The organism is Microcoleus sp. C2D2, assembly GCF_036702495.1.
Taxonomy (GTDB): Bacteria; Cyanobacteriota; Cyanobacteriia; order Cyanobacteriales; family Microcoleaceae; genus Microcoleus.
Genome location: NZ_JAUBTO010000064.1, coordinates 1 through 13,352 on the forward strand (window position 1 = coordinate 1; position 13,352 = coordinate 13,352).

A 13,352-nucleotide genomic window follows, 5' to 3' on the forward strand; every position below is an offset into this window, starting at 1 on the left:
ACAGGCATTAATGGCTTTGCGCCAAGCAAGGAAGCGGTGCTTTAACAAGACTGCGGGAGTACCGAGATTTAAGAAAAGAGGGCAGCGCGACTCTTTCACGTTAGAAGGAACAGTTAAAATTTTGGGTAACAACAAAATCCAAGTTCCTGTAATTGGCATTTTCAAGACTTACGAAAGGTTGCCACAAGTATTAACTTGCGTCTTGTACAATATCCCGGAGTGCGGACAGGTGGTTTATCAGTTTCAGATTTGACGTAGAACAGCAAGAGTCATGCCAAACAAGTATTGTGGGAGTTGACCTCGGCATTAAAGCATTAGCTACTCTTTTAACAGGTGAAGTGATTGTCGGAGCAAAATCCTACAAAAAGTACGCAGCCAAGTTGTCAAGAATGCAGTGGCTCAATCGCCAGAAAACTATCGGCTCACGCAATGGGAAAAAGGCACAGCTTAAGATAGCGAGATTGCACATAAAAATAGCTAACATTCACAAAAATACGTTGCACAAGTTAACGGCATTGCTTGCCAAAAACCACGGCACAGTAGTAATCGAAGACCTCAATGTGTCCGGGATGATGGCGTTGCATAAACTGGCTGCCTCTATTGCTGATATGGGTTTCTTTGAATTCCGACGCCAATTGACCTACAAGTGCAAGTTGTATGGCTCAAAACTTGTAGTAGTTGACCGATGGTTTCCATCCAGCAAAACTTGCTCTAATTGCTCCACCAAAAAAGAAACACTCGGACTTTCTGAGCGACTGTTTGAATGCGGTCATTGCGGTTTTGTTATTGACCGTGATTTAAATGCAGCGATTAATTTGTCAAAAACCGTCAGTTAGAGGGGGCTCGTGCCTGTGGACTGGTTAGTGCCGACACCGCCAGAATGAAGCAGGAAGTAAGTTTCACAATACTACTGAGTAGATTTGTCTAGTTATGAGTAGTTGTGAGTAGGTCTTATGTAACGGCTTAAATATAAGAACCTGAAGGCATTTTCCACCTAGCAATCGTTTGTTTTGGGTAGCGGCATTGCCTTGAATCTGCTAATTATGTATCTGGGTGAAAGGCAGATTTTTATGCAAAGTACAGGTTTTTTTAGGAAAGATTGTCAATAAATTTATTGGCTCCCGGCGGGCCAAAATGTCAACAGCCTGAAGATCGATCGCACTTACTCTCATCGAAGAAACCCGGTTTATTCCAGCGATCGGGCCCAAGTGACGCCATTCGGTTAATCAACTGGGTTTCTGACTCAATATCGCGCCAGGACTGCCAATCTAAAATCTCAAAGGATCTAAATAATCGAGAGTGAAAACATCCACCAGCAAACTATCTGGCCTGCAACCCGAACAACTGGAAGCTTGGGCAAAAGAGGCAATTAATCGCAGTAAATCCGGTCAAATTGCCGGGTACATACCTCTCCTTGCGCGAGCCGACAGACAAGGGTTTGCCGTGCAAATTCGGGCAATTGACGGTCAATTTTTGAGCTGTGGTAGCATTGCTCAAACATTCTCGCTGATGAGCGCAGTCAAGCCCTTTGTGCTGCTTTATTTGCTGTGCGAATTGGGCGAAAAAAGGGTATTTGAGTGCGTTGGCTGCGAGCCTTCGGAGCTGCCTTTCAATTCCTTAACTCAACTCGAAATAGACCGAGGAAAGCCGAGAAACCCGATGATTAATAGCGGGGCGATCGCCCTAGCGTCTTTGATTCCCGGTCAAAATGCTGTGGCGCGCTGTCAAAACTTGCGAACTTGGCTGAATCAACAGGCAAAAAGTCAGTTATTCGTTGACGAGTTAATGCTCAATTCAGTGAATTCAATGCCGAATGAAAATAATTGGAATCTCGCCTTAAAAATGGTAGACTCGGGTTATATTCAAAACTCTGAAATTGCTTTAGAAACTTACAATCGCCTCTGTTGTTTGTCGGGAACTGTGGAGGATTTAGCTAAGCTGGGAATGGTTTTGGTAAATAGTGGCGATCGAGCAATCTGGGAAAACTGCCGCACTGTCAAAGCACTGATGGCAACTTGCGGTTTGTATGAAGCATCCGGCCGCTTTGCGGTGCGGGTGGGACTGCCTGCCAAGTCGGGAGTTAGCGGGGCAATGCTTTCGGTAATTCCGGGCCAGGGTGCGATCGGCTTTTACAGTCCGCCCCTGGATAAAGAGGGAAATTCTGTCGCAGGCTTATTTCTGTTAGAACAAATAGCTAAAGCTTTGCGGCTGAGCGTATTTGATTAGACACGATTGCAGTTAAATTCCCCCTTGAATTTCCCCGAAGTATTGGGAATTGGGAATTGGGAATTGGGAATTGGGAATTGGGAATTGGGAAACGATATAATTCCGTAGGGGCGGGTTTTACGACAATATCTCATCATTACAAACAAGCTTAATAAACCCGCCCCCACACCGCTAATAACCTACATCAACCTTGACGGGTGAGCGAATACAAAAAATGTATATTTCGATATAATTCCGTAGGGGCGGGTTTTAAGCTGTCGCGCATTTAAATTGCATATTCTCCGCGGGCGGGACGCCCACGCCACAAGAGTTTTATTGTTTTTTGACATACAATTTAAATCCCGCAACAGCTTACAACAATATCTCATCAGTACAAACAAGCTTAATAAACCCGCCCCCACACCGCTAATAATCTATATCAACCTGGACGGGTGAGCGAATACAAAAAATGTATATTTCGATTTACCCTTGGGCTGCGGTGGGTTTTTGAGATGATATCAATTCCGGTTACACCCGAATTATAGTTGACTGTTGGCTGTTGACTGTTGACTAATGACTAATGACTAATGACTAATGACTGATGACTAATGACTAATGACTAATGACTAATGACTGATGACTAATGACCGATGACTAAGGCTTTTCGCCCAAAATAGCATAAACCACAGTCTCTTCTTTTTTACCGCGCAATTGAATCGATCCTACTTTTTGACCTTCGTAGCGATCGCGCACGTAAGCAAAAGTCCTCCCCGTCACCAACAAATTAAAAGGACTGTCAGAAACAATTTCCTTATTCATCGCCTCCAATCTAGCAGCAACGTTGACAGCATCGCCGATCACAGAATAATTCAAACGCCGGGAACCGCCGACAGTGCCAGCAACTAACTGTCCGGTATGCAAACCAATGCCAAACTTAATTAAAGGTTTGCGGTCAATTCTAAGCTGCTGGTTAAGTTCGTGCAGCTTTTCGTGCATGGCGATGCAAGCCGCAACTGCATTCAAAGCATCTTTTTGAATTTCTGGATATTCGCTATGGCAAAAAGGCACCCCAAAAACGGCCATAATGGCATCGCCGATGTATTTATCTACAACGCCGCCGTGATCCATAATACAGTCGGTCATCGCTTCCAAATAATTGTTGAGCCAGTTGAGCAAATCCCGCGGCGGCATTTTTTCCGAAATCGAAGTAAAACTGCGAATATCCATAAACAGCACGGTTGCTGTAAGTTCTTGAGGTTCGAGTTCTCCCTGTTCAAATATCTCAGCTTTGCGTTGCCAAATAAGCTGAGCAGTCTCTGGATCGACGTGCTTTTCAAATAACCTCATCAACTGTTGCTTTTCGTACTGTTCCCGCAGTTGCAAAGCAGTGCCAGCTAAAATGAGGGTGCCGATAGGTGCGGCAATCGGAACCCACCAAAAAAAGAAGCCAAATAGCACAGCAGCAGCCCCAATCCAAAGTATAGGCAAACCGAGAGCGATCGCAATTCTCTCTCTAACACCTCGGTTCCACAGAACCCAACCGGTAAGCGGGCCAATCCCGAACAATAACAACATTTCTGCGAGTACCGGCAGCCGCTGCAGCAAGCGTTGATTGAGCAAATTGTCCATCAACGCTGCATATAAATAAACCCCGGCTGTATTTCGGTCTAAAGGTGAAGATATCGGGTCAAAACCTGTAGCAACTATGCCCACTAAAACTAACTTATTGGTGAGAGCATCTGCGGGAATTCTACCTTGTACAACATCAACAAAAGCATAGGTGGGTAGATTTTTTGTTGGTCCAGGCCAGTTAACCCAGACTTTTTTTGCCTGCCTATTTTTTGACTGTGGGAGCAATACTGGATTTTGGGGATTAGCAGCATTGTACCTGTGAGTCATTGCTAAACCGAAATTAGGAATCCCGTCGAGAAAGATTTTTGACTCGCGGCTAATACCGTCGCTATCGGCTTCGTGGGCGATGTGGCCGACACCTGCTGCTGCTGCTTTAAAAGATGCTACGGGTTCTTCTTTGATGGTGCCCGCGAGTACAACTTTGCCGTTGGCGGCGATTGCAGCGGCTAAAAGATCATCTTTCGGACTCGGATCGAGGAAAAGAATGTCGAAACCTACTGCTGTGGGGGGAGATTTTTTTAGGGCCGCCAACAGTTCGGCGTAGCGGTTGCGGGGCCAAGGAAATTGACCGTATTCCTGCAAGGAATGCCGTTCGATCGCAATTACCGCAATTCTCTGATCCCATCCCGGATTTGGCCAAATTCCCGATTCTCGAATTTGAAATAGCGTGTTGTATCCCAAATATTCAAGGGGTTTCCACATTCCCAATTGCAGCATGGCTACAGACATTAGACCTGCTAGGGCGCCTGTCATCCAGGGAGGATTTGTGATTATATATTGCCGCAGGTTGAGCAGTTGATTTTTTTTGAGATTATCGAGCCTTTCTTTGAACTTCATGCCATTAATTTGACGCAATAATTGACATTCGGGTCAGACCTTCGAGAAAAGTGCGAGCCATGAAGTTTTACAAGACCGTAAGGGTGAAGGGTTGGCGCAAAATTTCTTTATTTTGACTACCGAGATTCACCGCGAAATGCTTCGCACCTACACAGAATCATCAACCCAGATAGGACTTAGGATCTAACTCACTTCCTCAGACACTGCCCGCGCACTTGACTCTTAGAGAGGTTGTTTAGGGAACTGCGAGGGTGTAATGCCGTTCTGTGACTGACGGGCCTCGCACTACGATTCTGAGGCGGCGACTTGGAGGTAAAATTCCTTGGATTTGGAAGTTGCCCTTTCGATCGATCTTAATCACTTCGTTGTTGACATAAATTATGTCGATCGGGTTAATTTGACCGCTGAAGCGATAGATATTGCCGCTGACTCTCACCAAACGGCGGACTTTGAGTTCTGCTGCGCGAGGGCTCGCTAAGGGCGCTACGGGCGGGGTTTGAGGAAAAATTGTCGTGGCGTTGCCGCTGTTGACAACTACTTCCGAGTTGGTGCTGCCGGATACTGCGACTGCACCTTCAATAGTTTCGACTGCGGTTTTGCCGGCGCCGACGCTGACGCCAAAGGAGGTGCCGCGGACTCCGGCAACGCCTTCTGGGGTTTCAACTCTGACTGGGGCACTTCTGGCAGAACTTGTTTGTTGGGCAATTTGACTGGATTTGCCGAGTCCGCTGAATGTACTTAGGGCAACTATTTGGTTCGGCAGGATAATTGTTGAGGTGTTGGCTGCGGGAGTTGTGGCGGCTGTTTTGCCGACGGACAACCTGACTCGCCCGCTGCTGACAAAAATGGCTGTGTCTCTTTCGCCACCTGCACTGCTTGACAACTCGGATATTCTGACTGCGGTTTTTTCGGCAAGTTCGACGATGCCAGTGTTGTTGTCGATGGCTAAACGGGCTGTGGAATCGGGGCCGGTGATGATTTCGTCTCCGGGGGCCAGGAGCCGATCGCCCACGACTGCCGGTCGCCCTTTAAAGGTGACTGTACCCTTAATTTCTCGGATTTCGAGCGATCGCCCGCCCCCTGTTCCCTGAGCCTTTATCGTCTCTGCTGGGGATGAATTCGCCGCCACTGTTGCCTGATTTTTTGGAGATTTTGAGTCGGTTGGCAATGCTGGCGGTCGATCGACCGAGACAATTTTAGTAGGGTTCGACTGCTGTTTGGGGGATGGAGAGAGCGGACTGGCGATCGTCCCACGACCGAGCGGCAGACAGGCGAACACCGCTAAGGACAAACTTAGGAGCGGATTTTTGGTCGATCGCCAGCAGGTAAAATTTTTATGCATAATTTCAATTTTGTGATCTTGAAGTTCCTTGACTTCATTTCCTCTATTAGACTCCCTGACTCAAGCAATCGTTCCACTTTTTATGCCGTAATACAGCAGCAAAAATAGACTTTCTCAGCATGAAATTTTAGCATTAAATCTTCTTTTTATTTTCAGATTTTAGTAAACTGTTACAACATGGCTGTTTACTAAAATCTGACCTTCGGGAAATTTGGCCAACCAGACTCAAAGTGCTTTGCAGCATGATTTTTCGCCGATGTCAAGGTTAGAGAGCGAAGATTTATATATAGCAAACATAAAGTTAATTACTGCTTCTGAATGCCTTTTGGCTTCTGCCGGAAGGATGACTAATTGGGGATAAATCCTGTAGTTGTGGGAATTAATAAAAAGATTCTTTTTGCAAGCGAAAAAAAATAATAATCTAAGTGGTGCGCCAGGCTCTGGGAGTGGAGCTTGCCGCTGTGGAACCTGAGCCGGGCAAACCCAAGGGAATCAGGGTAGACGATCGACCAACTCCGACTAGAATACCCTCTTTTAGGGAAAGTGGGTCGAAATTCCTTCTGAAAATCATCGCGAGCGATCGCCTGCTGGTGTGGCTGTTGAGAAGTAGACGCCAAACTGTAAAATGGACGGTTGTATATAGGTTATATAGAGCAGGAGAACAATTTCAGTGGCAATAGAAGTAGGTCAGAGAGTTAAGGTGCGCCGTCTCAGAGATCGGATACCTGCAAATATAGTGGGCAAGATAAAGGAGAATCCGGTAGGCACTGTTGACGGATTCAGAATGGTTGACGGTAGCGGAGTAGGCGTGGTTGTCAAGTTTGAGGGTTTTGCGACTTGGTTCTTTGAAGATGAGCTAGAACCCGTTTAGCAGATGTTGAAGGAAGAAGGAAGTTCGGCAACGGATTCGCAAGGGCGGATGTAACGGATGTCACGGATGTCACGGATGTCAGGAAGAAGGAAGAAGGAAGAGGAAAAATTTTCCCAATTCTTCCCCTCTCCCACTCACCCACTCACCGACTCTCTTCTTCCTCCACTCTCCCCCCTTCCCCACTGTGGCTGACGGTTGCGCTTAAATGTTAAAGAGTAAGCTTTGGCAGTGAGAACAGAAAATGGCTTTGATTTTGACATTTTTGGGCAAAGGCGGCACTGGCCGCAGTACGATCGCGATCGCAACAGCTAAAAAATATGCGGCTCAAGGCAAGCGAGTTCTGCTGCTGGGCCAAGATCCGGGCCCTGCATTGGGTATTCTGCTGGGGGTTCCCCTGACTCTCAACCCCCAAGAAATCGCCCCCAACCTCAAAGCAGTTCAGGTGCAAAGCGCGCCGCTGCTAGAACGCAGGTGGGACGAAGTTAAACAACTAGAAGCTCAATATGTCCGTACTCCGTTTTTCAAGCAGATTTACGGTCAAGAATTAGGGGTGTTACCGGGAATGGACAGCGCGCTGGCGTTGAACGAACTTCGGGAATACGACAACAGCAAACAATACGATGTAATTGTTTATGACGGCACCGGCGGCATGGATACGCTGCGGATGCTGGGAATGCCGGAAATTTTGAGTTGGTACATCCGCAGGTTCCGTCAAGCTTTGGTAGATTCGGATTTGGGTAAAGCTTTGTCGCCTTTTATTCAGCCGGTTTTCAGTACCGTGTTGACTGTGGATTTGTCTGGGGATAATCCTTTTCAATCTACTAAGCAAGTCGATAATCTTTTGGATAAGGGTAAGGAAGCGCTGGCAGATCCGAACCGCACGGCGGCTTTTTTGGTGACGAGTGGGGATGCAAGCGCGATCGCAACTGCTCGCTATCTTTGGGGAAGTTCTCAACAAGTTGGTTTGACTGTGGGCGGTGTCATTGTCAATCAAGCACCTGTTACAGAAGCTATTACTGCCGAGTTCGATCCTTTGACGGCTGTTTCGGTTCCGGCGCACAGTGACAATAATTGGCAGCCGCTAATTGATGCTTTGCCCGATTTTTCTGACGCGGCAAAAGCTCCTAAACCGATTAACATAAACATTGCACAGCGTCAAGTTAGTTTGTTTTTGCCTGGGTTTGACAAGAAACAAATTAAATTGATTCAATCGGGGCCGGAAGTGACGATCGAAGCGGGCGATCAGCGGCGCAATATTTTGCTGCCTCCGGCGCTAACTGGGAAGTCTGTTACTGGTGCTAAGTTCCTGAATGGTTACTTGATTATTTCTTTTTAGGGTAAGGAAGAAGGCACTCTAAGAGATTTTGACACGGATACACGGATGAATTATCGAGTTCTCTAATATCATGTCTCGCTGATTCGCGATCGTATAATTTGTGCGATCGTAGGGGCGGGTTTCACCAACCATAATCGCCGGAAAAAAACAATCTCGAAAACCCGCCCCCACCCAAGGAACAATCGAAATGTACATTCAGATTGGCCGTGGGGCGGGGGCGGGTTTATTTATCCTTTGAATGATTGCCAATATTTCTGGTGAAACCCGCCCCTACGAAGGACGGAATTGATATCATTTACAATACAATATTATTAGCAGCAAATTTGGGGAAACAGCAATGGTTACACAACTGCAATCTCCCGACAAATCAAATATTATCTACCCCGATGACAACGGCGAACCCATGTCAGATAATACTGAGCAATTCCGATTAATCGTTTGGATTAAGGAAAATTCAGAACTATTATTTGCGAATGACCCGAATGTTTTCGTGGCAGGCGACTTGCTTTGGTATCCTGTGGAAGGAAATAATAAACTTTGCCAAGCTCCAGATGTAATGGTAGTTTTTGGTAGACCAAAAGGTTATCGTGGTTCCTATCAACAGTGGAATGAAGATAATATTCCGCCACAAGTTGTGTTTGAAATTTGGTCGCCGGGAAATCGACCCGCTGCAATGATTCAAAAGTTCAAATTTTACGAACGTTACGGTGTGGAAGAATACTATTTGTACGACCCGCAAACCTTAGAATTGACAGGATGGCAGCGGGTTGAGGAAGAGTTAGAGGCGATCGAACAAATAGACGGTTGGATTAGTCCCCGACTGGGGGTGCGCTTTGGATTGTCTGAAACCGGACTCGAAATGTTCGGGCCGTCGGGAGAACCGTTTGTGAGTTTTGTCGAACTCGCTCAACTGCGGCAGCAGGCGGAAGCACGGGCACAGGAAGCAGAGGAACGTGCTACTGAAGCAGAAACTTTGCTGGAACAAGAACGATCGCGATCGCAAGCTTTAGAATTAAGACTCCGAGAAATGGGAATCGACCCCAATCAATTGTAATAGGAGAAGGAAAGCACTCTCAGAGATTTTGACACGGATACACCAATTAATTATTGAGTTCCCTAATATCATGTCTCGTGGATTCGCGATCGTATAATTTACGATCTCGTAGGGGCGGGTTTCACCAACCATAATCGCCCCAAACAAACAATCTCGAAAACCCGCCCTCTCCCCACGGTAAATGGAAATGTACATTCAGATTTACCGTGGGGTGGGGGCGGGTTTATATAGATTGTTGGTCATCGTTATATATTGTTGGTGAACCCGCCCCTACGAACCAAATGTACATTCAACGGCCAAATCTGCTACAATCTCCAACAACACATCACTAACCCAGCCAATGCTCGGACAAATTTGGCAAAGAATCCTCAACCTGTGGCGGCTTCTTCAGCGACATTTCCGCAAACGAGCACCCCCACCGCCAAAGCCAACTCCGATTCGCACTTTTGGGGAATACGAACAGAAATTTTTACAACTGTTAGAGGGTGTTGAACAAGGCTGGAGTCGGGGGGATATTAAAGGCTTTTTAATCGCCTGCAACATCAAAGATGCTGAGTGGGAAAAATGGCTGCAAGAATTTGGAGAAAAGTTGCTGGTATCCCCGGAAACGAATTTAGAATTGGGTGGGCGAATGGTGCGGCTTGGTGAAATGAATTGCGGGAAAATCAGTGAGGTGGCTGGCAATATCGGCAAACAATTGTTGGCTGGGAAGAGTTTGAATCCGAATTCTGTGGATGATTCATTGGTTGCAAATATTGTTATTTACTTTTAGGATGATAAGATTTGACTTATTCAGCAGACAATCAAGAAATAGAAAAAAATGGGTATAATAATCGAGGATTGGAACTAGCAAAATTAGGCCAGTATGAAGAGGCGATAGCCGCCTACGATAAAGCCTTAGAAATTGACCCAAAATTCCACTGCGCCTGGAACGGGAAGGGCATTACCCTAAATTATTTGGGGCGATACAGTGAGGCGATCGCAGCCTTCAAGAAATGCTTAGAAATTAAACCCAAATTCCACTGGGCTTGGAACGGGAAGGGCATTGCCTTAAATCATTTGAAGCGATACAGTGAGGCGATCGCATCCTTCGATAAAGCTTTAGAAATTAAAGACGATCAATTGTGGCAAGCTTGGGACTATCGAGGTTTGGCATTTTTATACTCCGGGTGCTACATTGAAGCTATTCAAAACTGGGATGAAGGCTTAGAGAAATATCGGCGCAGCAACAACGACTATCACCTCGCTTGCGGCAAATTGCACCACCGAAAAGGCAAGGCACATTACGAACACGGTAAACAAACAGCCACTTATTGCGAATCTTTCCACAAAGCCAAAGCCAGCTACGAACAAGCCCGCGAATTATTGGAATCACCCCTCATCCCCGAAACTTATTTAGAAGTAATGCAAGACTTAATTACCGTCTGCCGCAGCTTGGGAGATACAAAAACCAGCGAGTACCTTAACAAAGCTACTATCCTGCTAGAACAATTAATTTTAGACAATAAAACTCACCCGGAAATCAAACAGCGACTCCAGCGCAAGTTTGCCGGACTTTACCAGCTAGAAGTCGATACCCTCGTCGAGTCTGGCGACAAGGTAAAAGCACTGCAAAAAGCCGAATTGCGAAAAAACTTTTGCCTGCAATGGATGCGCGCAGGTTGGCAAAGCCGCACCGAAAGCCCGACTTATCCCCAAATCCGAGACTTACTGGCAAACAACACCGAAACGGCGATTATTTACTGGCATCTCAGCCCAGTTTCCCTGACTGCTTTTATCATTACCCTAGAAAAGTTTGAAGTCATCTGCACACCTCTGTGCGACTTATTCCCAAAGGACAACAGTCAGAGTTTAGAAAAATGGCTGAAAGAGTGGAAAACCAGCTATCAAAATTACGGCAAAACTACCAGCAAACAGCAAAGCAAAGAATCCCATCCCTGGCGCGAGTCAATGACAGCGCAATTGCAAAAACTGGCTGACATCCTCAAAATTCCCGAAATTTGTACGCACCTCACCAATATCCAATACTTACTCTTAATTCCCCACCGCGACTTGTACCTGCTGCCACTGCACTTTTTATTCTCCGATAATCTTTTCACTATCACTTATCTGCCCAGCATCCAAGCAGGGATAGACAGACTAGACAGAAAACCCTCACCTTCAATGTCTCTGCTGTTGGTAGAAAGCCCAGATCCATTACTTTTTGCTGAAATAGAAGCGCCGGCGATCGCAAATTTTCACATTAACTGCAATACCATCTCCAGTTCACAAGCTACCACACACAATCTTAAAGAAGCTCTGCAACAAGCTGCTGACATATTCCATTTTACAGGTCACGCCTACCACAACACAGAACAGCCGTCCCAGTCAGCGCTAATCCTGAAAAACAAACAGCCTCTAACTTCAGAAGAAATCGCCAAATTCGATTTGAAAAGCTATTATCTAGTCTGCCTTTCCGCTTGCGAAACCGGCATAACAGGACAAGAAGAACTGATAGATGAATTTGTCGGTTTAGCCAGCAGCTTTTTAGCTGCGGGTGCTGTTTACGCCCTCAGCACTCTTTGGATAGTTGATGAGATATCTAGCGCTTTAATGATGATTCGATTCTATCAAATTCTCAACGAACAGCGTTGCCAAAATAAGTTGCATCCGGCACTAGCCCTCAAAGAAGCGCAAAAATGGCTCCGAACTATTACTTACAGCGAACTATCCAACTGGTATCTCGAATTGTCTGAAATAACGAAAGACAATTCCGGTTGCAGTCAAGATTTGAGAGACCAAGCTGACCGAATCCGCAGAGATGGTGCTAAAATTGAATCTGACAAACCTCCTTATGCCGATCTCTACCACTGGGCAGGTTTTACGATTACTGGTAAAGTTAATCCCTAACTTCCAAACCATCGAATATTATGAAAGAAAGAGATATTATTAGGCTGCAAGCCCTTGGCGCTGCTTTAGCTAAACTCGATTCATCTGTCCAGCTTGGCGAGTTGGAAGAGAATATAAGTCGTCAGATATTGGCTTTAGAAAAATTAGCCGAACAAAACAACACTCTGAACGAAATTTACAGAAAAGAACGCCTCGACTTACAAGATAAGTACGAAGCAAAACCAAAAGACAAACGCTACCAGCCGACAAGTGACAGCATTTACAGCACGGATGCTGCAAATTTAAGCCCTTCCTTTCCTCAGCCGCCAGAAGAAAGGGAAAATCCCTCTGAAATAGCTAAAGCCTTTGACAATTTAATTGCATCTTTTAATAAAATCAAAAGCCTGTACGCGGTTGAAAACCCCCTAGAAACTTTTCAAATCATCATCGAACAAGAAGCGATCGCACCTTTGATTCTGGAAGGTTACGATCGCATTCGAGCGCTATTTCCTACGGAAAAATTAGGCTTGGAAGTGAAAACCGATCCAGAAATTGCAAATTGGCGATCGCTGTGGATTACCATTTACACCAAACTCGAAGTCGAGGAAGCTTTTGCAAAGTTAAAAGAACTCGATCGCACTTGGTGGCTAGACGCGAGTCTTGTCATTCCTAACAATATACTAAACATTGACTTGGGGTGGGAATGAAATTCGATTGGGAGGAATACTTTAATTTAGCAAAAGAGCTAGCTGCAACCACTGAAGAAGCAAAATTGCGTTCTGCTATAAGTAGAGCTTACTATTCTGTGTTTTGCCTAGCACGGAATTACCTGCGCGACATTCAACAAGATCCCAGACTATCGCGCAATAAAACTTATGATATCAATGACCATCAATATGTAGCTGAAGAATTTATTCACAATCCATCAAAATCCCAGACAATGATAGAGATAGGCAAAGATTTAAGTCGATTGAGAAAAATGAGGAATAACGCTGATTATGAAGATACTATGTTTAACTTACCCACACAAGCGACAACTGCGTTAATGCTAGCTCAGAATATTATTTCAGCGTTAAGTAAGTTACCTCAATAATCCGCTAAATCTGAGATGTTGCACCATTCTCAATAAGCTTTTTATGAAAAGCTTTTTATGAACAGGCAAGATGCCTGTTCCACAAGAAAATTCACTCTTTGTGGAACAGGCATC

At 45.6% G+C, this 13,352-nt stretch carries 12 protein-coding genes and 1 pseudogene; 10 read left to right on the top strand and 3 right to left on the bottom strand.

All coding sequences use genetic code 11. The annotated features are described in order from the left end of the window. From QUB61_RS20485 to glsA, 3 genes and pseudogenes are all read left to right on the top strand, one after another. Window positions 1-253, top strand: a pseudogene (locus QUB61_RS20485) (hypothetical protein); the annotation flags it as partial. Next, window positions 237-836, top strand: a complete 600-nt coding sequence (locus tag QUB61_RS20490; RefSeq protein ID WP_333124714.1) for an RNA-guided endonuclease TnpB family protein — start codon at window positions 237-239, stop codon at window positions 834-836. The pseudogene QUB61_RS20485 and the gene QUB61_RS20490, both read left to right, overlap by 17 nt. A gap of 463 nt (window positions 837-1,299) precedes the next feature. Next, on the top strand, window positions 1,300-2,226 hold the full coding sequence (gene glsA, locus QUB61_RS20495) for a glutaminase A (protein WP_333124638.1): 927 nt from the start codon (window positions 1,300-1,302) through the stop codon (window positions 2,224-2,226). Window positions 2,227-2,859: 633 nt separating this feature from the next. On the opposite strand, the gene QUB61_RS20500 is transcribed toward glsA, so the two are convergent. Further along, complete coding sequence (locus QUB61_RS20500; RefSeq protein ID WP_333124641.1) at window positions 2,860-4,674, bottom strand: adenylate/guanylate cyclase domain-containing protein; 1,815 nt, start codon at window positions 4,672-4,674, stop codon at window positions 2,860-2,862. A gap of 235 nt (window positions 4,675-4,909) precedes the next feature. After that, entirely contained in the window at window positions 4,910-6,016 is a 1,107-nt protein-coding gene (locus QUB61_RS20505) for a FecR domain-containing protein (protein ID WP_333124644.1), read from the bottom strand. Between the two features lie 670 nt (window positions 6,017-6,686). Here QUB61_RS20505 and petP point away from each other — a divergent pair. Together petP and QUB61_RS20515 are read left to right on the top strand one after the other, a co-directional pair. Continuing rightward, window positions 6,687-6,887: a cytochrome b6f subunit PetP gene (gene petP / locus QUB61_RS20510; protein WP_333124647.1), complete on the top strand. Its 201-nt coding sequence runs from the start codon at window positions 6,687-6,689 to the stop codon at window positions 6,885-6,887. Between the two features lie 241 nt (window positions 6,888-7,128). After that, window positions 7,129-8,223, top strand: a complete 1,095-nt coding sequence (locus QUB61_RS20515; RefSeq protein ID WP_333124649.1) for a Get3/ArsA fold putative tail anchor-mediating ATPase NosAFP — start codon at window positions 7,129-7,131, stop codon at window positions 8,221-8,223. 18 nt (window positions 8,224-8,241) lie between these two features. On the opposite strand, the gene QUB61_RS20520 is transcribed toward QUB61_RS20515, so the two are convergent. Next, the gene (locus QUB61_RS20520; protein ID WP_333124652.1) at window positions 8,242-8,418 is read right to left on the bottom strand and encodes a hypothetical protein; all 177 of its coding nucleotides are present in this window, start codon (window positions 8,416-8,418) and stop codon (window positions 8,242-8,244) included. 142 nt (window positions 8,419-8,560) lie between these two features. Between QUB61_RS20520 and QUB61_RS20525 the strand changes: the two genes are divergently transcribed. The 5 genes from QUB61_RS20525 to QUB61_RS20545 all read left to right on the top strand — a co-directional run bounded on the left by QUB61_RS20525 (window position 8,561) and on the right by QUB61_RS20545 (window position 13,238). Next, complete coding sequence (locus QUB61_RS20525; RefSeq protein WP_333124653.1) at window positions 8,561-9,277, top strand: Uma2 family endonuclease; 717 nt, start codon at window positions 8,561-8,563, stop codon at window positions 9,275-9,277. 340 nt (window positions 9,278-9,617) lie between these two features. Continuing rightward, window positions 9,618-10,049, top strand: coding sequence for a hypothetical protein (locus tag QUB61_RS20530; protein ID WP_333124656.1), 432 nt, complete (start codon window positions 9,618-9,620; stop codon window positions 10,047-10,049). A gap of 11 nt (window positions 10,050-10,060) precedes the next feature. After that, window positions 10,061-12,166 carry a CHAT domain-containing tetratricopeptide repeat protein gene (locus QUB61_RS20535; RefSeq protein ID WP_333190093.1) on the top strand — a complete coding sequence of 702 codons (2,106 nt, stop codon included), beginning with the start codon at window positions 10,061-10,063 and terminating at the stop codon, window positions 12,164-12,166. A 20-nt stretch (window positions 12,167-12,186) separates the two neighbouring features. Next, window positions 12,187-12,852: a hypothetical protein gene (locus QUB61_RS20540; protein ID WP_333124660.1), complete on the top strand. Its 666-nt coding sequence runs from the start codon at window positions 12,187-12,189 to the stop codon at window positions 12,850-12,852. After that, window positions 12,849-13,238 carry a HEPN domain-containing protein gene (locus tag QUB61_RS20545; RefSeq protein WP_333124663.1) on the top strand — a complete coding sequence of 130 codons (390 nt, stop codon included), beginning with the start codon at window positions 12,849-12,851 and terminating at the stop codon, window positions 13,236-13,238. The genes QUB61_RS20540 and QUB61_RS20545 overlap by 4 nt, the downstream gene beginning before the upstream one ends. Window positions 13,239-13,352: the final 114 nt, after the last annotated feature.